General features: G+C 60.9%; 24 protein-coding genes. 14 read left to right on the top strand and 10 right to left on the bottom strand.

Annotated elements, in window-relative coordinates:
- Positions 1 to 70 precede the first annotated feature (70 nt).
- Together KW846_RS26045 and KW846_RS26040 are read right to left on the bottom strand one after the other, a co-directional pair.
- On the bottom strand, positions 71 to 1,720 hold the full coding sequence (locus KW846_RS26045) for an acyl-CoA dehydrogenase family protein (RefSeq protein WP_007975843.1): 1,650 nt from the start codon (positions 1,718 to 1,720) through the stop codon (positions 71 to 73).
- A gap of 74 nt (positions 1,721 to 1,794) precedes the next feature.
- Positions 1,795 to 4,179, bottom strand: a complete 2,385-nt coding sequence (locus KW846_RS26040; protein WP_218486013.1) for a hybrid sensor histidine kinase/response regulator — start codon at positions 4,177 to 4,179, stop codon at positions 1,795 to 1,797.
- Positions 4,180 to 4,551: 372 nt separating this feature from the next.
- Between KW846_RS26040 and KW846_RS26035 the strand changes: the two genes are divergently transcribed.
- From KW846_RS26035 to KW846_RS26020, 4 genes are all read left to right on the top strand, one after another.
- A complete protein-coding gene (locus KW846_RS26035) occupies positions 4,552 to 5,349 on the top strand; it encodes a hydroxymethylpyrimidine/phosphomethylpyrimidine kinase (RefSeq protein WP_057713171.1) in 798 nt (265 codons plus the stop codon).
- Between the two features lie 31 nt (positions 5,350 to 5,380).
- A complete protein-coding gene (thiE, locus tag KW846_RS26030) occupies positions 5,381 to 6,004 on the top strand; it encodes a thiamine phosphate synthase (RefSeq protein WP_095965708.1) in 624 nt (207 codons plus the stop codon).
- 10 nt (positions 6,005 to 6,014) lie between these two features.
- The gene (gene hemL, locus KW846_RS26025) at positions 6,015 to 7,298 is read left to right on the top strand and encodes a glutamate-1-semialdehyde 2,1-aminomutase (RefSeq protein ID WP_218486012.1); all 1,284 of its coding nucleotides are present in this window, start codon (positions 6,015 to 6,017) and stop codon (positions 7,296 to 7,298) included.
- Between the two features lie 224 nt (positions 7,299 to 7,522).
- Positions 7,523 to 8,077 (top strand): tetratricopeptide repeat protein, encoded by a 555-nt coding sequence (locus KW846_RS26020; RefSeq protein WP_095965710.1) that lies wholly within the window; start codon positions 7,523 to 7,525, stop codon positions 8,075 to 8,077.
- Between the two features lie 129 nt (positions 8,078 to 8,206).
- Here the strand turns inward: KW846_RS26020 and KW846_RS26015 are convergent, their stop codons facing one another.
- On the bottom strand, positions 8,207 to 8,536 hold the full coding sequence (locus KW846_RS26015) for a DUF1820 family protein (RefSeq protein ID WP_003185742.1): 330 nt from the start codon (positions 8,534 to 8,536) through the stop codon (positions 8,207 to 8,209).
- A gap of 135 nt (positions 8,537 to 8,671) precedes the next feature.
- Here KW846_RS26015 and miaB point away from each other — a divergent pair, with 135 nt between their 5' ends.
- The 5 genes from miaB (at position 8,672) to lnt (ending at position 14,048) form a co-directional block, all read left to right on the top strand.
- Positions 8,672 to 10,000: a tRNA (N6-isopentenyl adenosine(37)-C2)-methylthiotransferase MiaB gene (gene miaB, locus KW846_RS26010; RefSeq protein WP_218486011.1), complete on the top strand. Its 1,329-nt coding sequence runs from the start codon at positions 8,672 to 8,674 to the stop codon at positions 9,998 to 10,000.
- Positions 10,001 to 10,176: 176 nt separating this feature from the next.
- Entirely contained in the window at positions 10,177 to 11,184 is a 1,008-nt protein-coding gene (locus KW846_RS26005; protein WP_015096962.1) for a PhoH family protein, read from the top strand.
- A complete protein-coding gene (ybeY, locus tag KW846_RS26000) occupies positions 11,177 to 11,671 on the top strand; it encodes an rRNA maturation RNase YbeY (RefSeq protein ID WP_218486010.1) in 495 nt (164 codons plus the stop codon). The genes KW846_RS26005 and ybeY overlap by 8 nt, the downstream gene beginning before the upstream one ends.
- A gap of 5 nt (positions 11,672 to 11,676) precedes the next feature.
- On the top strand, positions 11,677 to 12,516 hold the full coding sequence (locus KW846_RS25995) for an HlyC/CorC family transporter (RefSeq protein WP_007975860.1): 840 nt from the start codon (positions 11,677 to 11,679) through the stop codon (positions 12,514 to 12,516).
- Positions 12,517 to 12,524: 8 nt separating this feature from the next.
- Positions 12,525 to 14,048: an apolipoprotein N-acyltransferase gene (gene lnt, locus KW846_RS25990; protein WP_218486009.1), complete on the top strand. Its 1,524-nt coding sequence runs from the start codon at positions 12,525 to 12,527 to the stop codon at positions 14,046 to 14,048.
- Between the two features lie 76 nt (positions 14,049 to 14,124).
- Here the strand turns inward: lnt and KW846_RS25985 are convergent, their stop codons facing one another.
- A complete protein-coding gene (locus KW846_RS25985) occupies positions 14,125 to 14,886 on the bottom strand; it encodes a YdcF family protein (protein WP_218486008.1) in 762 nt (253 codons plus the stop codon).
- 104 nt (positions 14,887 to 14,990) lie between these two features.
- Positions 14,991 to 15,311, bottom strand: a complete 321-nt coding sequence (locus KW846_RS25980) for a hypothetical protein (RefSeq protein WP_007975866.1) — start codon at positions 15,309 to 15,311, stop codon at positions 14,991 to 14,993.
- A gap of 281 nt (positions 15,312 to 15,592) precedes the next feature.
- Here KW846_RS25980 and leuS point away from each other — a divergent pair, with 281 nt between their 5' ends.
- From leuS to KW846_RS25955, 5 genes are all read left to right on the top strand, one after another.
- A complete protein-coding gene (leuS, locus tag KW846_RS25975) occupies positions 15,593 to 18,199 on the top strand; it encodes a leucine--tRNA ligase (RefSeq protein ID WP_116581872.1) in 2,607 nt (868 codons plus the stop codon).
- Positions 18,200 to 18,286: 87 nt separating this feature from the next.
- Positions 18,287 to 18,892 (top strand): LPS assembly lipoprotein LptE, encoded by a 606-nt coding sequence (gene lptE, locus KW846_RS25970; RefSeq protein ID WP_218486007.1) that lies wholly within the window; start codon positions 18,287 to 18,289, stop codon positions 18,890 to 18,892.
- 39 nt (positions 18,893 to 18,931) lie between these two features.
- The gene (gene holA, locus KW846_RS25965) at positions 18,932 to 19,969 is read left to right on the top strand and encodes a DNA polymerase III subunit delta (RefSeq protein WP_218486006.1); all 1,038 of its coding nucleotides are present in this window, start codon (positions 18,932 to 18,934) and stop codon (positions 19,967 to 19,969) included.
- 183 nt (positions 19,970 to 20,152) lie between these two features.
- Positions 20,153 to 20,317, top strand: coding sequence for an alternative ribosome rescue factor ArfA (gene arfA, locus KW846_RS25960; RefSeq protein WP_007975872.1), 165 nt, complete (start codon positions 20,153 to 20,155; stop codon positions 20,315 to 20,317).
- A 61-nt stretch (positions 20,318 to 20,378) separates the two neighbouring features.
- A complete protein-coding gene (locus tag KW846_RS25955) occupies positions 20,379 to 21,701 on the top strand; it encodes a lytic murein transglycosylase (protein WP_218486005.1) in 1,323 nt (440 codons plus the stop codon).
- A gap of 72 nt (positions 21,702 to 21,773) precedes the next feature.
- On the opposite strand, the gene KW846_RS25950 is transcribed toward KW846_RS25955, so the two are convergent.
- From KW846_RS25950 to KW846_RS25930, 5 genes are all read right to left on the bottom strand, one after another.
- Entirely contained in the window at positions 21,774 to 22,721 is a 948-nt protein-coding gene (locus KW846_RS25950; protein ID WP_218486004.1) for an LD-carboxypeptidase, read from the bottom strand.
- Between the two features lie 173 nt (positions 22,722 to 22,894).
- Positions 22,895 to 23,893 carry a lipoyl synthase gene (gene lipA, locus KW846_RS25945; protein ID WP_162130289.1) on the bottom strand — a complete coding sequence of 333 codons (999 nt, stop codon included), beginning with the start codon at positions 23,891 to 23,893 and terminating at the stop codon, positions 22,895 to 22,897.
- A 25-nt stretch (positions 23,894 to 23,918) separates the two neighbouring features.
- On the bottom strand, positions 23,919 to 24,566 hold the full coding sequence (lipB, locus tag KW846_RS25940; RefSeq protein ID WP_218486003.1) for a lipoyl(octanoyl) transferase LipB: 648 nt from the start codon (positions 24,564 to 24,566) through the stop codon (positions 23,919 to 23,921).
- Complete coding sequence (locus KW846_RS25935) at positions 24,566 to 24,841, bottom strand: DUF493 domain-containing protein (RefSeq protein WP_007975882.1); 276 nt, start codon at positions 24,839 to 24,841, stop codon at positions 24,566 to 24,568. The genes lipB and KW846_RS25935 overlap by 1 nt, the downstream gene beginning before the upstream one ends.
- Before the next feature lie 83 nt (positions 24,842 to 24,924).
- Positions 24,925 to 26,082 (bottom strand): D-alanyl-D-alanine carboxypeptidase family protein, encoded by a 1,158-nt coding sequence (locus KW846_RS25930; RefSeq protein WP_007975884.1) that lies wholly within the window; start codon positions 26,080 to 26,082, stop codon positions 24,925 to 24,927.
- Between the last annotated feature and the right edge of the window lie 47 nt (positions 26,083 to 26,129).

The raw sequence follows: 26,129 nt of genomic DNA, 5'->3' as shown, positions 1-26,129 counted from the left end.
GTTGAATGTGAAACCGCATTCGCGAGCAAGCCCGCTCCCACATTGGTCCAGTGGCGTCCTGCACCTGGGATCAGAAACCCTGCGGGGTCGATCGGGCGACAATCGCTTCCACGTCCAGGCCGCGTGGCAACGCGCCGTACACTCGGCCGCCACCGTCCAGGCGACTGGCGATGAAGGCATCACTGACCACCGAATTCCCGGCTTCCAGCAGCAACTTGGCCTGCAACCCCAAGGCGATGTCTTCAGTCAGTTGCCGGGCGCGGTACTGAATGTCGCTGGTGTCCTTGAAGGCTGCCTGCAATTGCTGGATGTGCGCGGCAAGGCGCTGGTCGCCATGGCCATCGCCCAACTCGCTGAACAGTGCATCGAGCACGCCCGGTTCTTTTGACAGGGCACGCAGCACGTCCAGGCACTGCACGTTGCCGGAACCTTCCCACGTCGAATTCACCGGCGCCTCGCGGTAAAGCCGCGGCAAAATGCTGTCTTCGACATAACCCGCACCGCCCATGCATTCGGCCGCTTCGTTGATCATGGCCGGCGCCCGCTTGCAGATCCAGTACTTGCCCACCGCCGTTACCAGCCGGGCGAACCTGGCTTCCTGCGAGTCGTCCAGATGATCCAGCGCCCGGCCCATACGCAGGCTCAAGGCCAGGGCGGCCTCGCTTTCCAGCGCCAGGTCCGCCAGCACGTTCTGCATCAACGGTTGCTCGCTGAGCAATTTGCCGCCGACCGAACGATGAGCACAATGATGGCTGGCCTGGGTCAACGCCTGACGCATCAGCGAACTGGAACCGACCATGCAATCGAAGCGGGTCATGGCGACCATCTCGATGATCGTTGGAACGCCACGCCCCTCTTCACCGATCATCCACGCCAGTGCGCCGCGAAACTCCACTTCGCTCGAAGCGTTGGAGCAATTGCCGAGCTTGTTCTTCAAGCGCTGGATATAGAACTGATTGCGTGTGTCGTCCGGGCGATGGCGCGGCAGCAGGAAACAGGTCAGGCCCTTGTCGGTCTGCGCCAGTGTCAGGAAGGCGTCGCACATCGGCGCCGAGCAAAACCACTTGTGCCCCACCAACTCATAGGCCTGGCCCGGACCGCTGGCTCCAACCGGATACGCCTTGGTGGTATTGGCCCGCACATCGGTGCCACCCTGTTTCTCGGTCATGGCCATGCCGATGGTGACCCCGGCCTTGTGGGCCATGCCGACGTTGCGCGGGTCGTATTCGGTGGCGAGGATTTTCGGCAACCACTTTTGCGCCAGGTCCGGTTGCAGACGCATGGCCGGAACGCTGGCGAAGGTCATGGTCAACGGGCAGCCACTGCCGGCTTCGGCCTGGCTGTGCAGATACGACATGCTGGCGCGGGCGACATGAGCACCGTCCTGCGGGTGCGCCCAAGGCAGCGAGGTCAAGCCGTGCTCGACTGCCGTGCGCATCAGTTGGTGATAGGCCGGATGAAATTCCACCAGATCGATGCGATGACCAAAGCGGTCATGACTGTTGAACACCGGCTTGTTCTGATTGGCGAGGAACCCGGCTTCCATCAGCGGGCCACCGGCCAGCGCGCCGTAAGCGTCGATCCGCGATTCGGCCCAACCGGCCCCGAACCGCCGCGACCACTCCTGCAATGGCAAGTCGATGCGGTAGAGGTTAGCGCCGTCCAGTGACGGTGGCTGGTTGGTGACTTCGTGGGTTTCGGCAAACTGATGCAGGTTCATGACTGGGCTCCTTTGGTCGGCCAAGGGACTTCAGTTAAGCACCGCCCCTCAGTCGAACAAAGTGTCATATCCGCCTAACTGTCGGCGCTTTCGCCCTGTTGCGAGCAGAGCACCCGACGGTAGAGCGCGGCCTGCAAGTCTTCGAATTTCACCGGTTTGCTCAGGTAATCGATCAACGCGCCGGTCGGGCAGCGTTCACGGTCACCCCCCAGGGCGATCATGAACAGCGGCAGCTCGGCATAGCCCGGCAACGCGCGGATCTGGCAGCACAGCGACTCACCGTCCTGACGCGGCAACTGACAATCGACCAGCACCGCGTCAAACACTTCGCGCTGCAGGAGATCGAGCGCGACATCGGCTCCGTCGGCCGTACGCACGCGGAAACCCAGCTTGAGCAACATGCCGCGCATCACCAACTGGCTGATGCTGTTGTCATCCACCAACAACACGGCACAATCCTGCGGCAGGCGCAGGCGCGAAAAATCCCGGGGCATCAAGGGCGCCAGCGGGCGTTCGGTCACCGGCAGCCCGACTTCCACATCCAGCTGAAACCGGCTGCCGCGTCCTGGCTCGGAGCGATGCGTCAGGCGTCCACCGAGCAATTCGACCAACTGCCGGCAAATCGCCAGGCCAACACCCAGGCCACCGTATTCACGGGTCATCGAACCGTCGAGCTGGAAGAACCGTTGATACATCGTGGCCTCTCCCAGATCGGTGAAGCCAATGCCCGTATCGATCACCGCGAAGGTCAACGCCAGCCGGTCGGGTTCAACGGCCTTGCCGGTCACCCGCAAGGCCAGGCCACCGACCCGGGTGAACTTGATGGCGTTGTCCAGCAGACACTCCAGGCATTGCGCGATCTTGGTGTTGTCGCCGTGCAAGCGATCCGGCACTCCGGATGCGACGTCGACCTTGAAGTCCAGCGACTTGCTCGAAGCGTTGCCCTCGAACTGCGTGCGCAGCGCCTCGACCATGCGGCGCAAGCTGAAACTGTCGGCCGAGGTCTGGAGTTTGCCGGCCTGCAGTTCGGTGAGGGTCAGGATACCGTTGACCATGCGCATCATGTCCCGCGCCGACCCCGAAGCCGTCTGCTGATACTGCTCAAGCTCCGGGTCCATTTCGACCGTCTGCATCAATTCCAGCGAACCGATCACACCGTTCATGGGCGTGCGCAGTTCGTGGGTCAGGGTGGCCAGGAATTCGTCCTTGAGCTTGTTACTGCGCGCCAGTTGCTGGTTGAGGATTTCAAGCTTCTGGCCGGCGTCGAATAGCGTCTGCGCCTGCTGCTCGCGCATGTCGTTAATGCGGTCGGCCAGGGCCAGGGACAACAACGCCACTTCGATGGCCGAGCCGATCTGGCTGGAGTACATGGTCAGGAACACATTCGGCAGGTATCCCAGCACCATCAACGTATTGACGATACCGCCGAGCAAAAACGCCGACCAGGCAATGATGAAATACCGCGCGACGCGCAGGCCCCGCAGCCAGGCAAAGATCCCGGCGGCAAAAATCACCACCGTGAACGTCAGCGCCAGGGCCGTGGCCAGGCGCAACGCCAGGGCGTAGCTGGTCATCAAAGACAGGCCGACCACCAGCGCACCGAAGGCAACCAACGCCAGCAGCAAGCGGTCGAGCCAGCGAATGTGGGTAGCCATTTGCAGGAAACTGCGGGCGAACTGACTGCCGAACAACCCCGCGCAGCCGATGAAAAACGGCGTCGCGGCGTTGGCCCACCAAGGGTTGTCCGGCCAGAAATACTGCACTGCCGCGCCGTTGACCGACAGCTGGTACAAGCCGAACGAGGCGATATAGAAGATGTAGTAGAGGTAGCTGGTATCGCGCACGCTGAGGTAGATGAACAGGTTGTAGACCAGCATCCCCAGCAACACGCCGTAGATCAGCCCCAGTACGTAGAGGCGCACGGGCTGCTCTTCGAGATAGGCGGTGCTCGACCACAAGGTTACCGGTGCCTGGATCGAGCCTTCGCTTTGCAAGCGCAGGAATAGTGTTTCGGCCTGGTCGGCTTTGAACGTCAGGTCGAACAGATAGTTGTTCTGACGAATCTCGCGGCTGGCGAAGGGCAAGGCATCGCCGGTCTGCCTGACCAACTGATAGTTGCCGGCCGCATCGGGCAAATAGAGATCGAGATGATCGAGGGGTGGATAGGCCAGTTCCAGAAGCCAGGTCCGTTGCGCCGCCGGATCGGTCGGTCGGTAATGCAGGTCGATTTTCAGCCAGAACACCGAGCGCGAGTAACCAGCGTTGAGTGTGTCTTTGTTGTGCGCCTTGAAGTTACCGGCCGCCGCTTGCGCGCGGATATCCGCGATGGTCGCCTGACCACCCGCGTCCTCATAGACCTGCAGGGTTCGGCCCAAGGGGAGGCTTTGAGTAAACTCATCGAACTCGACGGCGCCTGCCAGGAGGGGCAAACACAACAGCAACATCAGCAAATAGCGCATTGAAGCCCCAGCGTGGCCTGTCCGGTTCTGTCAGGAAGCCCCCCATTCCTTTTGAGCAGACGTAAAACCGGTATCACCTGTTATTGGTTTGGATCCACTCTAGCATAGCCGTTGATGGCCATTAAACACCATTGAAATCTTTCATGAAAAGGCTCTAGGACGGGCGTTCCAGCGAAGGCTTTTTTGAGATAGAGCTGTTTGTTTTGGGCAAAAGATCAAAAGATTGCAGCCTTCGGCAGCTCCTACAGGTTTGCGTCGATCCGCCCTTCTTGCAGGAGCTGCCGAAGGCTGCGATCTTTTGCCTTTTTCTACGCCTCACACCGAAGTGCACGCACACCCGAAAAACGTTGTTTGGTGGTAAGCTCGCGCACCATGAATATCTACAGCTCTCGCCCCGTTGTCCTCTGTCTCTCCGGCCACGACCCAAGTGGTGGCGCCGGCTTGCAGGCAGATATCGAAGCCCTGCTCGCTCAGGGTTGCCATGCGGCTCCGGCCGTCACCGCCCTGACCGTGCAAGACACCGTCAATGTCACTGACTTCCGCGTCCTCGACCGTGAGTGGGTACTGGCCCAGGCCAATGCCGTGCTCAACGATTCCGAAGTCGCGGCGGTCAAACTGGGCATGCTCGGTTCCCTGGAAATGGTCGACACCGTGGTCGAACTGCTTTCGGCGCACCCGCATTTGCCAGTGGTCTGCGACCCGGTGCTGCGTGCCGGCGGCGGTGGACGCCTGGGCAAGGACGAAGTCGGCTACGCCATGCGCGAACGCCTGCTGCCCTTGTCGATCATTGCCACTCCCAACCTTCCCGAAGCCCGGATCCTCGCCGAACTGCCCGAAGGCACCGCGGACGAGTGCGCTGAAAAACTCCTGCCGTTCGTCAAACACCTACTGATCACCGGCGGCCATGGCGACGAAACCGAAATCCACAATCGCCTGTACAGCCGCGACGGCCTGCGCGAAACCTTTACCTGCCAGCGCCTGCCCGGAAGTTATCACGGTTCCGGTTGCACCCTGGCCAGCGCACTGGCCGGTCGTCTGGCCCAGGGTGAAAACCTCGCCAGCGCCGTGCAGACCGCGCTTAACTACACATGGCGCACCCTGCGTGACGCCGAGCAGCTGGGCAAAGGCCAGTTTGTGCCGCGCCGCCTGCCGCTGGATTTCTGTTCGTAACTTCCATTTGTAATGCGGTGAGGCTTGACCGATGAAACTACGTGGCCTGTACGCCATTACCGACAGCCATTTGCTGGACGGTAAGTTGCTCAAGTACGTGGAGGCGGCGCTGGAAGGCGGTGTCACCTTGCTGCAGTACCGCGATAAAAGCAGTGACGAGGCCCGCCGCCTGCGTGAAGCCGAAGCCTTGCGCGAACTGTGCGAACGCTACAAGACCCAGCTGATCATCAACGATGATGCCGAACTGGCCGCGCGCCTCAATGTGGGCGTACACCTGGGTCAGACCGATGGCCCGCTGACCCCGGCCCGCGCACTGCTCGGACGTCAGGCGATCATCGGTTCAACCTGCCACGCGCAGCTCGAACTGGCCGAACAGGCGGCCAAAGAAGGTGCAAGTTACGTCGCCTTCGGCCGCTTCTTCAACTCCAACACCAAGCCCGGCGCACCGACCTGCAGCCTCGAACTGCTCGACCAGGCGCGCAAGCAACTGCACCTGCCGATCTGCGCGATCGGCGGCATCACCCTGGACAACGCCGCTCCGCTGGTGGCCCATGGGGTCGATCTGCTGGCCGTGGTGCATGGTCTGTTCGGCGCCGAGAGCACGGCCGAAGTCACCCGCCGTGCCCGCGCCTTTAACGAATTACTTAAAATCTGAGAACCCGATCATGTCTCGTTCCGAAACGCTGTTTGCCAATGCCCAGAAACACATTCCCGGTGGCGTGAACTCGCCGGTTCGCGCGTTCAAGAGCGTCGGCGGCACGCCGTTGTTCTTCAAGCACGCCGAAGGCGCCTACGTCACCGACGAAGACGACAAGCGCTATGTGGATTACGTCGGCTCCTGGGGCCCGATGATCCTCGGCCACAGCCATCCGGATGTGCTGAACGCGGTGCGCAAGCAGCTGGAGCACGGCCTGTCCTACGGCGCGCCGACCGAGATGGAAACGCAGATGGCCGACCTGGTCTGCTCTCTCGTGCCGTCGATGGAAATGGTGCGCATGGTCAGCTCCGGCACCGAAGCGACCATGAGCGCCATTCGCCTGGCCCGCGGCTTCACCGGTCGCGACAGCATCATCAAGTTCGAAGGCTGCTACCACGGTCACTCCGACAGCCTGCTGGTCAAGGCCGGCTCGGGTGCACTGACCCAGGGCGTACCGAGTTCGGCCGGCGTACCGGCAGCGTTCGCCAAACATACCCTGACCCTGCCGTTCAACGACATCGACGCCGTTGAAGCCATGCTCGCCGAAGTCGGCCAGGACGTGGCCTGCATCATCGTCGAGCCAGTGGCCGGCAACATGAACTGCGTGCCGCCGGCACCGGGTTTCCTCGAAGGCCTGCGGACCCTGTGCGATAAGCACGGCGTGGTGCTGATTTTCGACGAAGTGATGACCGGTTTCCGTGTCGCCCTCGGCGGTGCCCAGGCGTACTACGGCGTGACGCCGGACCTGACCACCTTCGGCAAGATCATCGGTGGCGGCATGCCGGTCGGCTGTTTCGGCGGCAAGCGTGAAATCATGCAACGCATCGCCCCGCTGGGCCCGGTCTACCAGGCCGGTACGCTGTCCGGTAACCCCCTGGCGATGGCCGCCGGCCTGACCACCCTGCGTCTGATCAGCCGTCCGGGCTTCCACGCCGAGCTGACCGACTACACCACTCGCCTGCTCGACGGCCTGCAACAGCGCGCCGATGCGGCGGGCATTCCGTTCGTGACCACACAAGCCGGCGGCATGTTCGGCCTGTACTTCAGCGGCGCCGACGACATCGTGACTTTTGATGACGTGATGGCCAGTGACGCCGCCCTGTTCGGCCGCTTCTTCCACCTGATGCTCGAAGGTGGCGTGTACCTGGCACCGAGTGCCTTCGAAGCCGGTTTCACTTCGATCGCCCACGGCGAAGCCGAACTGAAACTGACCCTGGACGCCGCCGAGCGTGCCTTCGCTGCCTTGAAATAACGCTGTAGCGCTGACGTTGGCCATTGCCAGCGTCAGCTTTCACCTACACGCCCGCCTTCATTCCTACACTTTCAGCAAAAATCCTCCGCAAAACGGGAGATATATTTCCCGCGCAGCAGAAAAACGAGTAAAGACTTTGTAAGGTTGGCCCTGCTTATTTCATAATGCGCGCTTATTGGATCCCTCGATGGGTCCGCGCGCCCTTCAGAGGTAAGTCGATTCCCATGAACCGCACCGGCCGCACCCTTGCACTGGGCTGCCTGTTGCTTCTTCAGCCCCTGCTCGCGCACGCACAAGCAGGCGGCAACTCGTTGTTGATCCCAGCGATGGGTCGCTGCACCCTCAATACCCAGCCGCAAGACCTGGAACAGGCGATCGCCGCCTGCCAGAAAGCGTCGGATGAAGGGGATGCGCAAGCGCAATACGAGTTGGGTGAGTTCTACTACGAAGGCAAAAACGCGCCGCGTGACCTCAATCAAGCCCTGAGCTATTTCGAAAAGGCCTCGCTGCAAGGCCACGCCCAGGCGCAATTCAAGCTCGGTACCATGTTCTTCCACGGCGAAGGCGTACCGGCCAATAACGTTCAGGCGTATATCCTGCTGAAGATGGCAGCCGTCAACGGTGCCGAAGATGCACTGGACACCGCTGACGAAGTCACCGAAAAAATGCCCCGCGAAGAACTGGAGCTTGCCACCCAGGTGCTCGGGCAAATTTTCCGTAAGTATCTGATGGAGCTGCAGAGCGCCGATGGGCGTACGCCTTTTGCGCCGCTTCCCTGATTATTGCCGTGTTCTGACTGACCCTATCGCGAGCAGGCTCGCTCCCACAGTTGACCGGGTTCCCTCATGGAAACGCGGTTAATTGTGGGAGCGAGCCTGCTCGAGATGGGGGCGACTCGATCTTGAGGCTTACTTCTCAGGCATCGGCATCGGAAACGGCATGACATTGCCGACCGCGCCGCGGGCTTCGCTGATTTTTGGTGTCCCCAGACGCTCGACTTCGTCGATACGCACGATCGAATGCATCGGCACAAAACTGCGCACCACGCCTTCGAACTGAGCCTTGAGCTTTTCTTCGCTCGGATCGACGACCACTTGCGTGCGCTCGCCAAAGACGAACTCTTCCACTTCCAGAAAGCCCCACAGATCACTTTGATAGATCTGCTTGGCGTACATTTCGAACACCTGGCCCTGGTTGAGGAAAATCACCTTGTAGATTGGAGCTTCACGTTTGGTCATGGTGGGCGAGTAACACATCGAGGGATAAAAAAGAGGGCGCAAACTATAGCATAGCCGCCGGACGCGCAGCGGTAGGAACCTGGGTTCATGTTCCCTATAATGCGCGGTTCTTTGAATCACGTGATGACTCTATCCATGGCCAAGAAGCTTTACATCGAAACCCACGGTTGCCAGATGAACGAGTACGACAGCTCGCGCATGGTCGATCTGCTGGGCGAACACCAGGCCCTGGAAGTCACCGCGCGCGCTGAAGACGCCGATGTCATCCTGCTCAACACCTGCTCGATCCGCGAACGTGCGCAGGACCGCGTCTACTCCCAGCTCGGGCGCTGGCGCGAACTGAAACTGGCCAACCCGGAGATGGTGATCGCCGTCGGCGGTTGTGTGGCCAGCCAGGAAGGCGCCGCCATTCGCGATCGCGCGCCGTACGTCGACGTGGTGTTCGGCCCGCAAACCCTGCACCGCCTGCCGGAAATGATCGACGCCGCGCGCATCACCAGGCTGCCGCAAGTCGATGTCTCGTTCCCGGAAATCGAAAAGTTCGACCATTTGCCCGAGCCGCGCATCGACGGCCCGAGCGCTTACGTGTCAGTGATGGAAGGCTGCAGCAAGTACTGCACCTTCTGCGTGGTGCCCTACACCCGCGGCGAAGAAGTCAGCCGGCCGTTCGACGACGTGATTGCCGAGATCATTCACCTGGCCGAAAACGGCGTGCGCGAAGTGACACTGCTGGGGCAGAACGTCAACGGTTATCGCGGCCTCACCCATGACGGGCGCCTGGCGGATCTGGCCGAGCTGATCCGCGTGGTTGCCGCCGTCGATGGCATCGACCGCATCCGCTACACCACGTCGCATCCGCTGGAGTTCTCCGACAGCCTGATCCAGGCCCACGCCGATGTGCCGGAACTGGTCAAGCACCTGCACTTGCCAGTGCAGTCGGGCTCGGACCGCATCCTCGCCGCGATGAAGCGCAACCACACCGCGCTGGAATACAAATCCAAACTGCGCAAGCTGCGCGCCGCCGTACCGGGGATCTGCATCAGCTCGGACTTCATCGTCGGCTTCCCGGGCGAGACCGAGAAAGACTTCGAGCAAACCATGAAGCTGATTGCCGACGTCGGCTTCGACTTTTCCTACTCGTTCGTCTATAGCCAACGCCCGGGCACTCCGGCCGCCGACCTGGCCGACGACACCCCTGAAGAGCTGAAAAAAGAGCGTCTGAATGCCCTGCAGCATCGCTTGAACCAGCAAGGTTTCGAGATCAGCCGACAAATGGTCGGTTCGATCCAGCGGATCCTGGTGACCGACTACTCGAAAAAAGACCCGGGCGAGCTGCAAGGCCGGACCGAGAATAACCGTATCGTCAACTTCCGCTGCGACAATCCGACCCTGATCGGCCAGTTCGCGGACGTGCACATCGATGCCGCGCAGCCGCATTCGCTGCGGGGTTCGCTGATTCAGTAACACCAAAAGATCGCAGCCTTCGGCAGCTCCTACAAGAATGCATCGCCATGTAGGAGCTGCCGAAGGCTGCGATCCTGGCGGTCTCGAAGATTAGAAACTTTAAGAGCTTTCGCACCCGCGCCACTGGCGTTATCCTTGATTTCATCTCAATTGCCCCAGGGCGGCTAAATACGACCTTGAACGCACCCATAGAACCACATCGTTTCATCCTCGAGCCTTTTGAAGCTCGCCGCTTCGCCAATCTGTGCGGGCAATTCGACGAGCATTTGCGCTTGATCGAACAACGCCTGACCATCGAGATCCGCAATCGCGGCAACCAGTTCGAGCTGATCGGCGAGCCCAAACACACCACCTCCGCGGAAAACCTACTGCGCCGCCTGTACCGGGAAACCAAGGGTACCGAGCTGTCGCCGGACATGGTGCACCTGTTCCTGCAGGAATCTGCAGTGGAACAGCTGGACAATCACTCCCCCGCCGAACCGTCCGTGGCGCTGCGCACAAAAAAAGGCATGATTCGCCCCCGCGGCTTGAATCAGCTGCGCTACGTGAAAGAAATCCTCGGTAACGACATTAACTTCGGCATTGGCCCGGCCGGTACCGGCAAGACCTACCTGGCCGTCGCCTGCGCGGTGGATGCACTGGAGCGCGAGCAGATTCGCCGCATCCTGCTGGTGCGCCCAGCGGTCGAAGCGGGTGAAAAACTCGGCTTCCTGCCCGGCGACCTGTCGCAGAAAATCGACCCGTACCTGCGCCCGCTCTACGACGCACTCTACGAGATGCTCGGCTTCGAATACGTCGCCAAGCTGATCGAGCGCCAGGTGATCGAAGTCGCGCCGCTGGCTTACATGCGCGGCCGTACGCTGAACAACAGCTTCATCATTCTTGACGAAAGCCAGAACACCACGGTCGAGCAAATGAAGATGTTCCTGACCCGGATCGGCTTCGGCTCCACGGCCGTCATCACCGGGGACATCACCCAGGTCGACCTGCCACGCGGCACCAAGTCCGGCCTGCACCATGTGATTGAAGTGCTCAAGGAAGTGCCGGGGATCAGCTTCACCCATTTCCAGCCCAAGGACGTCGTGCGCCATCCGCTGGTACAGCGCATCGTTGAGGCCTACGAGCGCTTCGAAACCCGTGCGGCCGATGATGCAGCCGCCAAGGATAGCCGCCGCGATGCTTGAGCTTGACCTGCAAATCGCTACCCAAGCCCCCGCCCCCAGCGAAGCCGAGTTCCGCCAGTGGTGCGAACTGGCTTTGCGCCAGCGCAGCGCCGACTCGGAGATGACCATTCGCCTGGTCGACGAAGCCGAAGGACGCGAGCTGAACCACACCTGGCGGCAAAAGGATTACGCAACTAACGTCTTGTCATTCCCGGCCGATGTGCCGGATGAATTCCTCGACATCCCGCTGCTGGGCGATCTGGTGATCTGCGTAGCGGTGGTCGAGCGTGAGGCCCGGGATCAAGGCAAGGAACTCAAGGCCCATTGGGCACACCTGGTGATTCACGGCTGCTTGCATCTGCTTGGTTACGACCATATTGATGACGACGAAGCCGAAGAGATGGAAGCACTGGAACGAACGTTGCTTGCAGAACTGGGCTTTCCCGATCCGTACGCGGACGACGAGACCGATTCATCCCCCACAGAAACAACAAAGGATTCAGAGTAATCGCTATGAGCGAAGATCGATCGAGCAACGGGCAGAAGTCATGGCTGGGTAAGCTCACCCAGGCTTTTGCCCACGAGCCGAAAAACCGCCAGGAGCTTTTGGAGCTGCTGCGCGATGCACACCAGAACAAACTGTTGGACAGCGAAGCGCTGGCCATCGTCGAAGGCGCCATCCAGGTGGCTGACTTGCAGGTGCGGGACATCATGGTCCCGCGCTCGCAAATGGTCAGCATCAAGGCGAACCAGACACCCCGCGAGTTCCTGCCTGCCGTGGTCGACTCGGCCCACTCGCGCTACCCGGTCATCGGCGAAAGCCACGATGACGTGATGGGCGTGTTGCTGGCCAAGGACCTGCTGCCGTTGATCCTCAAGGAGAACGGCGACAGCTTCAACATCAAGGATCTGCTGCGTCCAGCCACCTTCGTGCCGGAATCCAAGCGCCTTAACGTGCTGCTGCGCGAGTTTCGCGCCAACCACAATCACATGGCCATCGTCATTGACGAGTACGGTGGCGTGGCAGGCCTGGTCACCATCGAAGACGTGCTGGAACAAATCGTCGGCGACATCGAAGACGAACACGATGTCGAAGAGGACAGCTACATCAAGCCGCTGCCGAGCGGTGATTTCCTGATCAAGGCCCTGACGCCGATCGAGAACTTCAACGAGTTTTTCGACAGCGAGTTCTCCGACGATGAATTCGACACCGTTGGCGGTCTGGTGATGAGTGCGTTCGGGCATCTGCCAAAACGTAACGAAATCACTGAAATCGGCCCATACCGCTTCCGCATCCTGAACGCCGACAGCCGTCGGATTCACTTGCTTCGCCTGACGCCCATTGCTCGCTAAGGATTGAAATGCGCTGGACAACCCGCCCCGGCTGGCCCGGTAACCTGCTGGCCGTGGCGGCCGGTGCAATCACCACCCTGGCCCTGGCGCCGTTCGATATCTGGCCACTGGCATTGCTCGCCGTCGGCCTGTTCTATGCCGGCCTGCGCGAACTGAGCCCACGTCAAGCCTTGGGGCGCGGCTGGTGTTTCGGTTTCGGCCTGTTCGGTGCCGGCACCAGCTGGATCTACTACAGCATTCACCATTTCGGCGGCGCATCGGTGTTGCTCGCCGGTTTCCTGATGCTGCTGTTCACGGCGGCGATTGCCTGGTTCTTTGCCCTGCCCGCCTGGATTTGGGCGCGCTGGCTGCGCCGCAATGAGGCGCCGCTGGCCGACGCCCTGGCCTTCGCTGCGCTGTGGGTCGCCCAGGAAGCCTTCCGCGGCTGGTTCCTCACCGGCTTCCCGTGGCTGTATTCCGGTTACAGCCAGCTCGACGGCCCGCTGGCCGGGCTCGCGCCCCTCGGCGGGATGTGGCTGATTTCCTTTACCCTGGCACTGACAGCGGCGTTGATCTACAACGGCTTGCGCCTGGTTCGCACGGGGCGCAAAGGCTTCATCGCTGCCGGTGTATTGCTGCTGGTCGGCCCATGGCTGGTCGGCATGGCGCTCAAGCACCACGCCTGGACCAGCCCTTCGGGCCCGCCACTGAGCGTCGCCGCCATTCAGGGCAACATCGAACAAAGCATGAAGTGGGATCCGGCGCAGCTCAACGCGCAGTTGGCGCTGTACCGCGACATGAGCTTCAGCTCCAAACGCGTCGACTTGCTCATCTGGCCGGAAACGGCGATCCCGGTGCTCAAGGAGTCCGCCGAGGGCTACCTGAACATGATGGGCAACTTCGCGGCCGAACGTAAATCGGCGTTGATCACCGGTGTCCCGGTCCGAATGGAAGTACGCCACGAGAAGCGTTTCTTCAATGGCATCACCGTGACCGGTGAAGGCGACGGCACTTATCTGAAGCAAAAACTGGTGCCCTTTGGTGAATATGTTCCCTTGCAGGACATCCTGCGCGGACTGATCGCCTTCTTCGATCTGCCAATGTCGGACTTCGCTCGCGGCCCGGCTGACCAGCCGCTGCTGCAAGCCAAGGGTTATCAGATCGCGCCGTTCATATGCTATGAGGTGGTTTATCCGGAGTTCGCCGCCAGCCTTGCCGCCCGCAGCGACCTGTTGCTGACCATCAGCAACGACACCTGGTTCGGCACCTCCATTGGCCCGCTGCAACACCTGCAGATGGCACAGATGCGCGCACTCGAAGCCGGCCGCTGGATGATCCGCGCCACCAACAACGGCGTGTCCGGCCTGATCAACCCGTTCGGCCAGATTACCGATCAGATCCCGCAGTTCGAACGTGGCATCCTGTATGGCGAAGTGGTGCCGATGCACAACCTGACGCCGTACCTGGAATGGCGCTCATGGCCATTGCTCATAGTCTGCGTGTTGTTGTTTGGCTGGGCGCTGATTGCCAGCCGGATGGCCAAGACCGTCTAGAAAAGATCGCAGCCTGCGCCAGCCCCTACATTTGGAATGCCTGTAGGAGCTGCCGCAGGCTGCGATCTTTTGAACTTCATCGATAAAACAACGAATAACCGACCTGCCCCACCGCCTCGTTCATCAACTGCCCGTTCTGCCAGATCGCCTTGAACTCCGGCATCCAGCCACCCAGCGGCCGCGCGTTATCGCCGCCCAGAAACCCTACCGGCGCAGGCACCACCTCAAAACCGGCCTTGCGGAAACTCCAGGCCGCCCGTGGCATATGCCAGGCCTGAGTCACGAGCACCACACGCTTGATGCCCTGGGGAAGCAACACCTCGGCGCTGAACTGCGCATTTTCCCAGGTCGTGCGGCTGCGCCCTTCCTGCCAGCGCACGCTCAAGCCAAAATCGTCACGCAAGGCGTCAGCCATCATCTGCGCCTCGCTGGGCGGTGTGCCGTAATGCAGGCCGCCGCTGGTCAGTACCGGTAATCCGGAAGCCTTGGCCAGCCGCGCGGCAAAGCGCTGGCGTTCCAGACCGACACCCGTGGGCTGGTCGGTGCCCCAGGCCACGTCACCGCGCTCGCGCCCCGAACCGAGGACCACGATCGCATCCGCACGCTGCCCCAGGACTGCCCACTCACTGCGGGCAAGCGGCGGCTCCCGCTCGAGCAGACTGGCACTCCATTGCACAACCACCGGCAGGCTCATCAGCCAGAAACCACCCAGGCCCAGAGCAAAGCACACACCGGAAAGCCTCGGCCTTGAGCGGCGCAACCACCAGGCAAGCAAAAGCAGCAGCAATAGAATGCCGGGCGGCAAAAGAAGTTGTTTTACGAAATAACGGAACGGCATCGAGCATCTCCTGGAGATGCCCGAAGCCTAAGTGGGTTGGCGCAATGCGACAATCAATATGGAAGGAATATGCTTCAAAAATTCAAGGAGCATGGCACCGTGTTCTATTTGAACTGCAAAGACCGGACCTTTACCGCGTCTCTGCCGGGAACCTTGTCCTTGAGCCAGATGATTTTGGCTGAACGTGGTGCGTCGAGCTGCTTTACCGCTTCTGACAAGCATCCGTGCGTCTCACGTTCACTGCGATCCAGATACGCCTTGACCAGTGCAAACTCTGCGGCACTCAGGCCGCGCAGTTCCAGCTCCAGAGGGCGTTCGTCGCGCAACCGGCCAGCGGTCCTTGCCGCTTCCAGGGCCAAGGCCAAACGATCGATCAGCCTTTCGTATAGCTCCGGTTTTGTAGCTTTTTGCTGTGACTCAACCATCCCTCACCTCATTGGAAGATATGACCTACTCCCCAGTTAGAGCTTAGCTTCCATGAACAAACCGGCTGAACGCCGCGACCAACGGCCCTCGCAGCGGTTTTCGCAGGACGTGTGGCAGCAATCAGGGTTTCCCTCGGTGGAGCGCGGTCATGTATGCTACGGCGCTTCCTGTAACTCCACTTCCAGCTCGGCTGGACACCGAAAACGCCAATGAGGCGGCTTCAACGTCCAGCGTTGCATTGAAGAGGATTAGGCCACCCCTATTCAGTTCAAAAGTAGCCATGCACGAACAATATCAGCCCCGTGAAATCGAAGCCGCCGCCCAGTCGTTCTGGGACGAGCAAAAGTCCTTTGAAGTCAGTGAACAGCCAGGCAAGGAGACTTACTACTGCCTGTCGATGTTCCCTTACCCCAGCGGCAAGCTACACATGGGGCACGTGCGCAACTACACCATCGGCGACGTGATCTCCCGCTACCAGCGCATGCAGGGCAAGAACGTTCTGCAACCGATGGGTTGGGACGCCTTCGGCATGCCGGCGGAAAACGCCGCGATGAAGAACAACGTAGCGCCCGCCAAATGGACCTACGAAAACATCGCCTACATGAAAAGCCAGCTGCGCAGCCTGGGCCTGGCGGTGGACTGGTCGCGCGAAGTGACCACCTGCAAGCCCGATTACTACCGCTGGGAACAATGGCTGTTCACTCGCCTGTTCGAAAAAGGTGTGATCTACAAGAAAAGCGGCACCGTGAACTGGGACCCGGTCGACCAGACCGTCCTGGCCAACGAACAGGTGATCGACGGTCGCGGCTGGCGTTCGGGCGCGCTGATCGAGAAGCGCGAAATCCCGATGTACTACTTCAAGATCACCGCCTACGCGGATGAACTGCTGGAGAGCCTCGACGAACTGACCGGCTGGCCTGAACAGGTCAAGACCATGCAGCGCAACTGGATCGGCAAATCTCGCGGCATGGAAGTGCAGTTCCCGTACAACGTCGACTCCATCGGCGAAACCGGTGCACTGAAAGTCTTCACCACTCGTCCGGACACTTTAATGGGCGCGACTTACGTCGCCGTGGCCGCCGAGCACCACCTGGCCACCCTGGCCGCCCGGAACAATCCCGAGCTGCAAGCGTTCATCGCTGAATGCAAGGGTGGCAGCGTGGCTGAAGCCGACGTCGCCACCCAGGAGAAAAAAGGCCTGCCGACCGGTCTGTTCGTCGAACACCCGCTGACCGGCGAAAAGCTGCCGGTCTGGGTCGCCAACTATGTGCTGATGCATTACGGCGATGGCGCGGTGATGGCGGTTCCGGCCCACGACGAGCGCGATTTCGAATTCGCCCACAAATACAACCTGCCGGTCAAATCGGTCGTGCGCACCAGTTCCGGTGAGACCAACCCCGCGCCATGGCAAGATGCCTACGGCGAGCACGGCACCCTGATCAATTCCGGCGAGTTCGACGGCCTCGACTTCGCGGGCGCCTTCGACGCCATCGAAGTCGCGCTGATCAAGAAAGAACTGGGCGCCTCGCGTACCCAGTTCCGCCTGCGCGACTGGGGCATCAGTCGTCAGCGCTACTGGGGCTGCCCGATCCCGATCATCCACTGCACCACCTGCGGTGACGTGCCGGTACCGGAAGATCAACTGCCGGTCGTGCTGCCCGAAGACGTGGTGCCGGATGGCGCCGGTTCGCCACTGGCGCGCATGCCCGAGTTCTACGAGTGCACCTGCCCTAAATGCGGCGCGCCGGCCAAGCGTGAAACCGACACCATGGACACCTTCGTCGAGTCCTCGTGGTACTACGCCCGCTACGCCTCGCCACACTTTGAAGGCGGCCTGGTGGAAAAATCGGCGGCCGACCACTGGCTGCCGGTTGACCAGTACATCGGCGGTATCGAACACGCGATTCTTCACCTGCTGTACGCGCGCTTCTTCCACAAGCTGATGCGCGACGAAGGCCTGGTGAGCTCCAACGAGCCGTTCAAGAATCTGCTGACCCAGGGCATGGTGATCGCCGAGACCTACTATCGCCGCGAAGCCAATGGCGCCTACACCTGGTTCAACCCGGCGGACGTCGAGCTCGAGCGCGACAGCAAGGCCAAGGTTATCAGCGCCAAATTGAAAGCGGACGGACTGCCGGTGGAAATCGGCGGCACCGAGAAGATGGCCAAGTCGAAGAACAACGGCGTCGACCCACAGTCGATGATTGACCAGTTCGGTGCAGACACCTGCCGCCTGTTCATGATGTTCGCCTCGCCACCTGACATGAGCGCGGAATGGTCCGACTCCGGCGTAGAGGGCTCGCACCGATTCCTCAAGCGCGTCTGGCGCCTGGCTCAAGCGCACGTCACTCAGGGCCTGCCGGGCAAACTGGACGTCGCCAGCCTGAATGACGAGCAGAAAGCCGTTCGTCGCTCGATCCACCTGGCCATCAAGCAGGCCAGCCAGGACGTCGGCCAGAACCACAAATTCAACACCGCCATCGCCCAGGTGATGACGCTGATGAACGTGCTGGAGAAAGCCGCACAAGGCACCGAACAGGATCGCGCGCTGGTTCAGGAAGGCCTGGAAACCGTGACCCTGCTGCTCGCCCCGATCACGCCGCACATCAGCCACGAGCTGTGGCATCGACTGGGCCACGCTGATCCTGTGATCGACGCCGGCTGGCCGGTAGTGGATGACAGCGCTTTGGTACAGGACAGCCTGCAACTGGTGATTCAGGTCAATGGCAAGCTGCGTGGTCACATCGACATGCCGGCCAGTGCCAGCCGTGAAGAAGTCGAAGCCGCCGCCCGTGCCAACGAGAACGTCCTGCGCTTCGTCGACGGTCTGACCATTCGTAAAGTGATCGTAGTGCCCGGGAAACTGGTCAATATCGTCGCCAGCTAATTGGATCAGGCGCCAGGTGAGCCTGGCGCCGAGTAAAACCTTTCGGGCCGCTTGATCGGCCCACATGGTTTCAAGGGGAGCAACAAGATGATCAAACGCAATCTGCTGGTGATGGGCCTCGCGGTTCTGCTGAGCGCCTGCGGTTTCCAGCTGCGCGGCACCGGCACCAACCAACTGGCGATCAAGGAACTCGACCTGAGCGCCCGTAACGCTTATGGCGAAACCGTGACCCAGTTGCGTCGGGTACTGGAAGGTAGCGGCGTCAAAGTCTATACCGGCGCACCGTACAAACTGGTGCTGACCAATGAGCAGGAAAGCCAGCGCATCCTCAGCTACGCAGGCGCCAGTAGTACCGGCGAGTACCAGATCACCACCGTGCTGAGCTACGACATCCGTGGTCGCGGTGGCCTGCCATTGTTGAGCGACAAGCTTGAAGTGCAGAAAGTCTATATGCACGATGGCAGCAACCTGGTGGGGTCCGACCAAGAAGCCGCAACAGCCCGTGAAGAAGGCCGCCGGGAGATGGTTCAACGCATGATGCTGCGTCTGGAACAACTGACCCCGGGCCAACTGGATCAGTTGCAGCAGACTGCCGAAGCCAAGGCCAAGGCTGACGCCGCGGCACTGGAAGCGGCACAAAAGGCTGAAGCGGAAACCCCGCGCCAGTCGCCTGTCGAACTGCCGCAGCAGTAAGACTTACGGGGCGCTCAGGCGCCCCGTTCGCCCTCCCTTATGAAGCTCGCCCCCGCCCAACTCGCCAAACACCTGCAAGGCGCCCTTACGCCCGTCTACATCATCAGCGGCGATGATCCACTGCTGTGTCAGGAAGCGGCCGACGCCATCCGCACTGCCGCCCGTCAGCAGGGATTCGATGAACGCCAGGTATTTGCCGCCGACGCCAATTTCGACTGGGGGACCTTGCTGCAAGCCGGTGCCAGCATGTCGTTGTTCGCCGAAAAGCGTCTGCTGGAGCTCCGCCTGCCTTCCGGCAAGCCTGGCGACAAAGGTGCTGCCGCGCTTATCGAGTATTGCTCGCGCCCGGCTGACGACACCGTGCTGCTGATCAGCTTGCCGAAACTCGATGGCAGTGCACAGAAAACCAAGTGGGGCAAAGCGCTGGTCGAAGGACAGCAGACTCAGTTCGTACAGATCTGGCCAGTCGATGTCGCACAGTTGCCCAGCTGGATCCGCCAACGCCTGTCCCAGGCCGGGCTGTCCGCCAGCCAGGACGCTGTTGAGCTGATCGCAGCACGGGTCGAGGGCAACCTGCTGGCCGCCGCCCAGGAAATCGAAAAGCTCAAACTGATGGCCGAAGGGGGGCAGATCACCGTTGAAACCGTGCAGGCAGCGGTGGCCGACAGTGCGCGCTTCGACGTCTTTGGCCTGACCGATGCGGTGCTCAATGGTGAAGCGGCCCACGCGTTGCGCATGCTCGAAGGCTTGCGCGGCGAAGGCGTCGAGCCACCGGTGATTCTCTGGGCCCTGGCCCGGGAGCTGCGCCTGCTGGCTAATATTTCCCTGCAATACAGCCAGGGGACGCCGCTGGACAAGGCCTTCAGCCAGGCCAAACCTCCGGTCTGGGACAAACGTAAACCGTTGATGAGCAAAGCCCTGCAACGCTACTCGGCACAACGCTGGGCGCAACTGCTGCTGGAAGCGCAACGCATCGACGCGCAGATCAAGGGCCAGGCGGCGGGTTCGCCGTGGATGAGCTTGAGCCGGTTGACGTTGTTGATGGCCGGCCAGAGATTGTCGTTGCCCGCCGAATAAATCAAAAGATCGCAGCCTGCGGCAGCTCCTACAAGGGATCGCATTCTCATGTAGGAGCTGCCGCAGGCTGCGATCTTTTGATCTTCCGTCCTACAAACCCCGCTTCCATCTGCCCTATAGACATAACCCCGACTTCGGCAGATTATTTCCCCCGCAACACCCACCTACCCGTGAGACCCGATCATGAGCAAAAAGCCATCGAAGCATGGCCCCAACAAGGCCAAATCCATCATCGCCCAGCCATTGTTCCGCAGCCGCCAGGAACGTCCAGCCAAGGGCAAGGGTAGTTACCGCCGCGAAGCCTTCCAGTCTGACAACTGGGAGGCTTCTTACTTTCTGGCTGCGTAAAGCAGAACACCCCTTCAACATGTTAAGGTCTGTACCTGATTCGTACTCCCTGGACCCGTGCATGCCCTTTTGTCTTCCCCATCGTTGGCACCTACGCCAATTGATCGCTGCCTCCAGCCTTGTTTTGCTTGTCGCCTGTGCGGAAAAACCGACCGCAGCCGACGCTCAGCCGCTTCAGACGCTTCCTGTCGCCACCGCCCCGGCGGTTGTTCCGCCTGTGGTTCCTACGGGTGAGAACCTCGACATCCAGCCAACCCAGACATTCGCCGAATGGCAGGCAGGTTTCCGCAAGGATGCCCTGGCCGCGGGTATCCGCGCCGATCTGTTTGATCGCGCTTTCACCAATGTCAGCTTCGACCCCAGTGTGATTAGTGCCGACCGCAGCCAACCGGAATTCGCAAAGCCGGTGTGGGAATACCTCGATGGCGCCTTGTCGCCGCTGCGGGTACGCAAAGGCCAGTCGTTGATCAACCAGTATGCGGACACCCTGCAAAGCATCGAGCAGCGTTATGGCGTTGATCGTCAGGCCCTGGTGGCCGTGTGGGGCATGGAAAGCAACTTTGGCCAGTTCCAGGGCAACAAGTCGGTGATCAACTCGCTGGCGACCCTGGCCTACGAAGGCCGTCGCCCCGGTTTCGCCCACGCGCAATTGATTGCCGCCCTGCAAATCCTTCAACAAGGCGATATCGAGCCCGAGAAGATGCTGGGATCCTGGGCCGGCGCCATGGGCCAGACCCAGTTCATCCCGACCACCTACAACACCCATGCCGTGGACTTCGATGGTGACGGGCGTCGCGATATCTGGAGCAGCTCGGCCGATGCCCTGGCGTCTACCGCGCACTACCTGCAGAGTTCTGGCTGGCAGAGAGGCCAGCCATGGGGCTTTGAAGTCCAGCTGCCGAGCGGGTTCAACTACCTGCTGGCCGACGGCACGATTCGCAAGAGCGTCGCTGAATGGCGGCAACTGGGCATTACCCTGTCCAACGGTGGCCAGGTCCCGGCCGGCTCCGAGCAATTGTCCGCAGCCCTGCTGCTGCCGGCCGGTTACCGTGGCCCGGCGTTCCTGGTGCTCGATAACTTCCGAGCGATACTCAAATACAACAACTCGTCGTCCTACGCTCTGGGTGTGAGCCTGTTGTCGGAACGCTTCAATGGTGCGGGCTTGATCAGTGGCACGTGGCCCAAGGATGACCTGCCACTGAGCCGTACCGAGCGGATCGAGCTGCAAAACCTGCTGAGCGCGCAAAATTACGACGCTGGCACCGCTGACGGGATCATTGGCGCCAACACCCGCAAGGCGATCCGCAGCGCCCAGCAGTCGTTTGGCTGGCCAGCAGATGGGTATCCGACGCACAAGTTGCTGGAAGGGTTGCGTAACCGCTAAAAGCGAAAGATCGCAGCCTTCGGCAGCGCCTACAGGTGCCGAAGGCTGCGATCTTTTCGATATGTTCGCGTCTTACCTGATTACCACATCCTGCTCCAACATCAATTCCTTATTCCCCGCATCCAGCCTGACCAACGCCCCCATGGGCAACGTCAGATTCGGGTCGCAATGCCCGCTTCGCCACCCGGACAACACCGGAATCTTCAATGACTCGAATGTCTGCTTGAGCAACCTCTCCAACGCGGCCACCTCCACCCCCGCCACATCCCCGACCAACACGCCGCGCAGCTTCTGCAACGTGCCCGCCAGCCGCAGCTGTGCCAGCAACCGGTCGATGCGATACAACGGCTCGTTGATGTCCTCGATCAACAGAATGACGCCCTCGGCATCAATCTCGTAGGGCGTGCCCATGGTCGCGGCGATCATGGCCAGATTGCCTCCGAGCAAGCGCCCATGAGCGACGCCCGGCTCGATCGAGGTCAGCGGGTAGGCCACCGGATGTGCCAGCACCGAGCCCGCCCTCACCTGCCCGCGGAGCATGTTGAAAAAGGAAGACTCCGTTGGTATTTGCTTGCCACCCAGCAGGTCGGCGTTGAGCAATGGACCATGAAATGTCACGAAGCCGGCATAACGACTGATCGCCAAATGCAGGGCAGTGATGTCGCTGTAGCCGATGAATGGCTTGGCGTTGTCGCGCAGCAATTGGAAATCGATGCGATCAAGCAGCCGGGGCGTGCCATAACCTCCGCGCAGGCAGATGATGGCATCGACGTCACGATCCGCGAACGCTGCGTGCAGATCATTGAGCCGCACGTCGTCACTGCCGGCCAGGTAGCCGTCTTTCTCGTAGACCCCGGGAAACACTTTTAGTGAGTAGCCTCGGGCAGACATCCATTGCACCGCCTTGTCGGTGTCCAGCGTCGCGGGACCGGCGGGTGCGATAACGCCAATCATGCCTTCCGACGGCAGTGCGGGGACGGGAGCATGGGGGCAAAGGGTGTGGGTCGGTCGAGCGGTCATTCGTGAATCTCCCTGCGTAAACACGTCAGCACACAGTAGTCAGGAACAGGGACAAACTGAAGAGGGTCAGTTGCCCCGCGGGTTGCAGGAAAAAGCGGCCAGTGCCGTAGGCCGGGCAAAAAAACGCCCGCAAGGCTGAACACCGTGCGGGCGTTTTCATTTCCTTGCGCAGATCAGGACGACATCAGCTCGGCCTTGACCAGCTTGGCCTGCTCGTCGGCGTGATACGAGGAACGCACCAACGGACCCGAGGCAACGTTCTTGAAGCCCATCTTGTAGCCTTCCTCGGCGAACCAGGCGAAGGTGTCCGGGTGCACGAAGCGTTGCACCGGCAAGTGGCTGCGGGACGGTTGCAGGTACTGGCCGAGGGTCAGCATGTCGATGTCGTGTTCGCGCATGCGCTTCATGACTTCGATGACTTCTTCGTCGGTCTCGCCCAGGCCCAGCATCAGCCCGGACTTGGTCGGAATGTGCGGCATCATCTGCTTGAAGCGTTGCAGCAGGGTCAGCGACCACTGGTAGTCCGAACCCGGGCGCGCAGCCTTGTACAGGCGCGGCACGGTTTCCAGGTTGTGGTTGAACACATCCGGCGGCTCGGCGGCAGTGATTTCCAGGGCGATGTCCATGCGGCCACGATAGTCCGGAACCAAGGTTTCGAGCTGCACATTCGGCGACAGCTTGCGGATTTCGCGGATGCAATCGGCAAAGTGCTGGGCACCGCCGTCGCGCAGGTCGTCGCGGTCTACCGAAGTGATCACCACGTACTTCAGGCGCAGGTCGGCAATGGCGATGGCCAGGCTTTCCGGTTCGTTGACGTCCAGTGGCTTCGGACGGCCGTGGCCGACGTCGCAGAACGGGCAACGACGGGTGCAGATGTCTCCCATGATCATGAAGGTCGCGGTGCCGCCGGAGAAGCACTCGCCCAGGTTCGGGCAGGACGCTTCTTCGCACACGCTGTGCAGCTTGTGCTTGCGCAGCAGGGCCTTGATACGGTCGACTTCCGGCGAAACCGGAATGCGCACACGAATCCAGTCCGGCTTCTTCGGCAGTTCGGTGGTCGGAATGATCTTCACCGGGATGCGTGCAACCTTCTCGGCGCCGCGCAGCTTGACGCCGGCTTCAACCTTGGGACGCGGGGCCGGGCGCTCGGTGACATCGAGCGTCGGGATCATGGTTTGCACTGCATCAGTAGTCATATCAGTCGATTCCGCCCGTAAGGGTCGTCTGCTCAGCATAGTCGAGGTGTTTGACGAGCTGCGCGCGCAGCCGGGCACTTACCTCGGCAAATTCAATCGATCCTGCGTGATCGCTCAGCTGGGTCATCGCCAGCCCGGCGTAGCCGCAGGGATTAATCCGTCGAAACGGTTCCAGGTTCATGTCCACGTTCAAGGCCAGGCCATGAAAGGAACAGCCGTGGCGGATCCGCAGACCCAGGGAGGCGATTTTCGCCCCGTCGACATAGACACCCGGTGCATCGGGCTTGGCCGCGGCGGTGACACCGTAACTGGCCAGCAGCTCGATCAGGCATTGCTCCATCCGGCTGACCAGATCGCGCACGCCAAACCCCAACCTGCGCACGTCCAGCAGCAGATAAGCCACCAACTGGCCGGGGCCGTGGTAGGTCACCTGACCACCACGGTCGACCTGCACCACCGGAATATCACCGGGAAGCAGCAAGTGTTCGGCTCTGCCGGCCTGACCTTGGGTGAACACCGCAGGGTGTTCCACCAGCCAGACCTCGTCGGCAACATCGGTGCCGCGTTCGTTGGTAAAGCGTTGCATGGCATGCCAGACCGGCTCGTAAGCCATCTGGCCGAGCTCGCGAAAGCCCAGCGTGCCGGACATCACAACACCATGTGCACGAAACCGGTGGCCCGCAGTTCGCTGTTGATGTTGTACAGCTGGTCCTGGTCGGTCGCGACGATGTGCAACTGAATGGTGGTGTATTTGCCGTTGCTGCTCTGGCGCTCGTCAATACGCTCGTCGTTGATCTTGGCGTGCTTGCTGACGATGTCGATGATTCTGTCCTTGTTGCCCACACCCGTGTCGCTGATCACCTTGACTGGATAATCAGTGGCAGGGAATTCGATCTTTGGCGCCTTTACTTCGGTATCGGTCATGGCGTAACGGCCTCGTAAGCGTAAGCCGTGGCGACGGCAAAGCCCCGCGCCGGATCAGCACGGGGCCTTGCAGGAGCACACTATCAGTTGAACAAGCCGTAGAAGAATAGACGGATGCTATCCCACATGCGACGGAAGATACCACCCTCTTCGACTCCATCCAGAGCGATCAGGTCGGCGCTGTGCACCACCTTGTCTTCCAGTTTGACTTCGACTTTACCAATCACGTCACCCTTGGCGATTGGCGCAACCAGTTGAGGGTTCATGGTCATGCTGGCGGCGAGCTTTTTCAGCTGGCCTTTTGGCAGGGTCATGGTCAGGTCTTCAGCCAGACCGGCCTTGACCTGGTTGGTGGCGCCTTTCCAGACCGGAGCCTGAGCCAGTTCGGTACCCTTCTGGTAGAAAGTCTGGGTTTCGAAGAAACGGAAACCGTAGGTCAGCAGCTTCTGGGTTTCGGCGGCACGGGCCACTTCGCTGTTGGTGCCGAACACCACGGCGATCAGGCGCATGCCATCACGTACGGCCGAGGACACCATGCAGTAGCCGGCTTCGTCGGTGTGGCCGGTTTTCAGGCCGTCGACAGTCTTGTCGCGCCACAGCAGCAGGTTACGGTTGGGTTGCTTGATGCCGTTCCAGAAGAACTCTTTCTGCGAGTAGATCGCGTAGTGAGCCGGGTCTTCGTGGATGATCGCACGGGCCAGCACAGCCATGTCGTGAGCCGACGAATAGTGCTCAGGGTTCGGCAGGCCGGTCGGGTTCATGAAATGGGTATTGGTCATGCCCAGATCGGCGACGGTCTTGTTCATCAGGTCGGCGAAGGCGTCTTCGCTGCCGGCGATGTGCTCGGAGAGCGCGACGCTGGCGTCGTTGCCCGACTGAATGATGATGCCGTGCAGCAGGTCGCTGACAGTGACTTGCGAACCCACCTTGATGAACATCCGCGAACCACCGGTGCGCCAGGCGTTCTCGCTGACGGTCACCGGGTCGTTTTCACCGATCTGGCCACGACGGATTTCCAGAGTCGCAATGTACGCGGTCATCAGCTTGGTCAAGCTGGCCGGTGGCAGACGCTGGTCACCGTTGTTCTCGACCAGCACGTTGCCGCTGCTGGCATCCATGAGCACGTAGGCCTTGGCGGCCAATTGTGGTGGCGACGGCATCATCTCGGCCGCAAAAGCAGCAGGTGAGAGGAGCAGCGGGACTAACAGGAACAGGCGTTTGGCAAAGGTGGTGATGTTCATCCGTCTCTCGAAATCGCTAATGGAAACTGCCCTAGGGCAAAACTAAT

It is taken from the genome of Pseudomonas sp. PDM32 (assembly GCF_019219225.1).
Classification (GTDB): domain Bacteria; phylum Pseudomonadota; class Gammaproteobacteria; order Pseudomonadales; family Pseudomonadaceae; genus Aquipseudomonas; species Aquipseudomonas laurylsulfatiphila.
This window is presented reverse-complemented; position numbering and strand designations above follow the sequence as displayed.

What these genes read in the sequence shown, in the direction of transcription:
- KW846_RS25955 (WP_218486005.1), top strand. Translation starts at nt 20,379, where the DNA reads ATGCCCTTTTGTCTTCCCCATCGTTGGCACCTACGCCAATTGATCGCT.
- KW846_RS25935 (WP_007975882.1), bottom strand. Translation starts at nt 24,841, where the DNA reads ATGACCGATACCGAAGTAAAGGCGCCAAAGATCGAATTCCCTGCCACT.
- lipA (WP_162130289.1), bottom strand. Translation starts at nt 23,893, where the DNA reads ATGATCCCGACGCTCGATGTCACCGAGCGCCCGGCCCCGCGTCCCAAG.
- KW846_RS26040 (WP_218486013.1), bottom strand. Translation starts at nt 4,179, where the DNA reads ATGCGCTATTTGCTGATGTTGCTGTTGTGTTTGCCCCTCCTGGCAGGC.
- miaB (WP_218486011.1), top strand. Translation starts at nt 8,672, where the DNA reads ATGGCCAAGAAGCTTTACATCGAAACCCACGGTTGCCAGATGAACGAG.
- KW846_RS25980 (WP_007975866.1), bottom strand. Translation starts at nt 15,311, where the DNA reads ATGGTTGAGTCACAGCAAAAAGCTACAAAACCGGAGCTATACGAAAGG.
- arfA (WP_007975872.1), top strand. Translation starts at nt 20,153, where the DNA reads ATGAGCAAAAAGCCATCGAAGCATGGCCCCAACAAGGCCAAATCCATC.
- KW846_RS25985 (WP_218486008.1), bottom strand. Translation starts at nt 14,886, where the DNA reads ATGCCGTTCCGTTATTTCGTAAAACAACTTCTTTTGCCGCCCGGCATT.
- KW846_RS26015 (WP_003185742.1), bottom strand. Translation starts at nt 8,536, where the DNA reads ATGACCAAACGTGAAGCTCCAATCTACAAGGTGATTTTCCTCAACCAG.
- KW846_RS25930 (WP_007975884.1), bottom strand. Translation starts at nt 26,082, where the DNA reads ATGAACATCACCACCTTTGCCAAACGCCTGTTCCTGTTAGTCCCGCTG.
- KW846_RS26035 (WP_057713171.1), top strand. Translation starts at nt 4,552, where the DNA reads ATGAATATCTACAGCTCTCGCCCCGTTGTCCTCTGTCTCTCCGGCCAC.
- KW846_RS26020 (WP_095965710.1), top strand. Translation starts at nt 7,523, where the DNA reads ATGAACCGCACCGGCCGCACCCTTGCACTGGGCTGCCTGTTGCTTCTT.
- lipB (WP_218486003.1), bottom strand. Translation starts at nt 24,566, where the DNA reads ATGTCCGGCACGCTGGGCTTTCGCGAGCTCGGCCAGATGGCTTACGAG.
- hemL (WP_218486012.1), top strand. Translation starts at nt 6,015, where the DNA reads ATGTCTCGTTCCGAAACGCTGTTTGCCAATGCCCAGAAACACATTCCC.
- holA (WP_218486006.1), top strand. Translation starts at nt 18,932, where the DNA reads ATGAAGCTCGCCCCCGCCCAACTCGCCAAACACCTGCAAGGCGCCCTT.
- KW846_RS25950 (WP_218486004.1), bottom strand. Translation starts at nt 22,721, where the DNA reads ATGACCGCTCGACCGACCCACACCCTTTGCCCCCATGCTCCCGTCCCC.
- ybeY (WP_218486010.1), top strand. Translation starts at nt 11,177, where the DNA reads ATGCTTGAGCTTGACCTGCAAATCGCTACCCAAGCCCCCGCCCCCAGC.
- KW846_RS25995 (WP_007975860.1), top strand. Translation starts at nt 11,677, where the DNA reads ATGAGCGAAGATCGATCGAGCAACGGGCAGAAGTCATGGCTGGGTAAG.
- leuS (WP_116581872.1), top strand. Translation starts at nt 15,593, where the DNA reads ATGCACGAACAATATCAGCCCCGTGAAATCGAAGCCGCCGCCCAGTCG.
- lptE (WP_218486007.1), top strand. Translation starts at nt 18,287, where the DNA reads ATGATCAAACGCAATCTGCTGGTGATGGGCCTCGCGGTTCTGCTGAGC.
- KW846_RS26045 (WP_007975843.1), bottom strand. Translation starts at nt 1,720, where the DNA reads ATGAACCTGCATCAGTTTGCCGAAACCCACGAAGTCACCAACCAGCCA.
- thiE (WP_095965708.1), top strand. Translation starts at nt 5,381, where the DNA reads ATGAAACTACGTGGCCTGTACGCCATTACCGACAGCCATTTGCTGGAC.
- lnt (WP_218486009.1), top strand. Translation starts at nt 12,525, where the DNA reads ATGCGCTGGACAACCCGCCCCGGCTGGCCCGGTAACCTGCTGGCCGTG.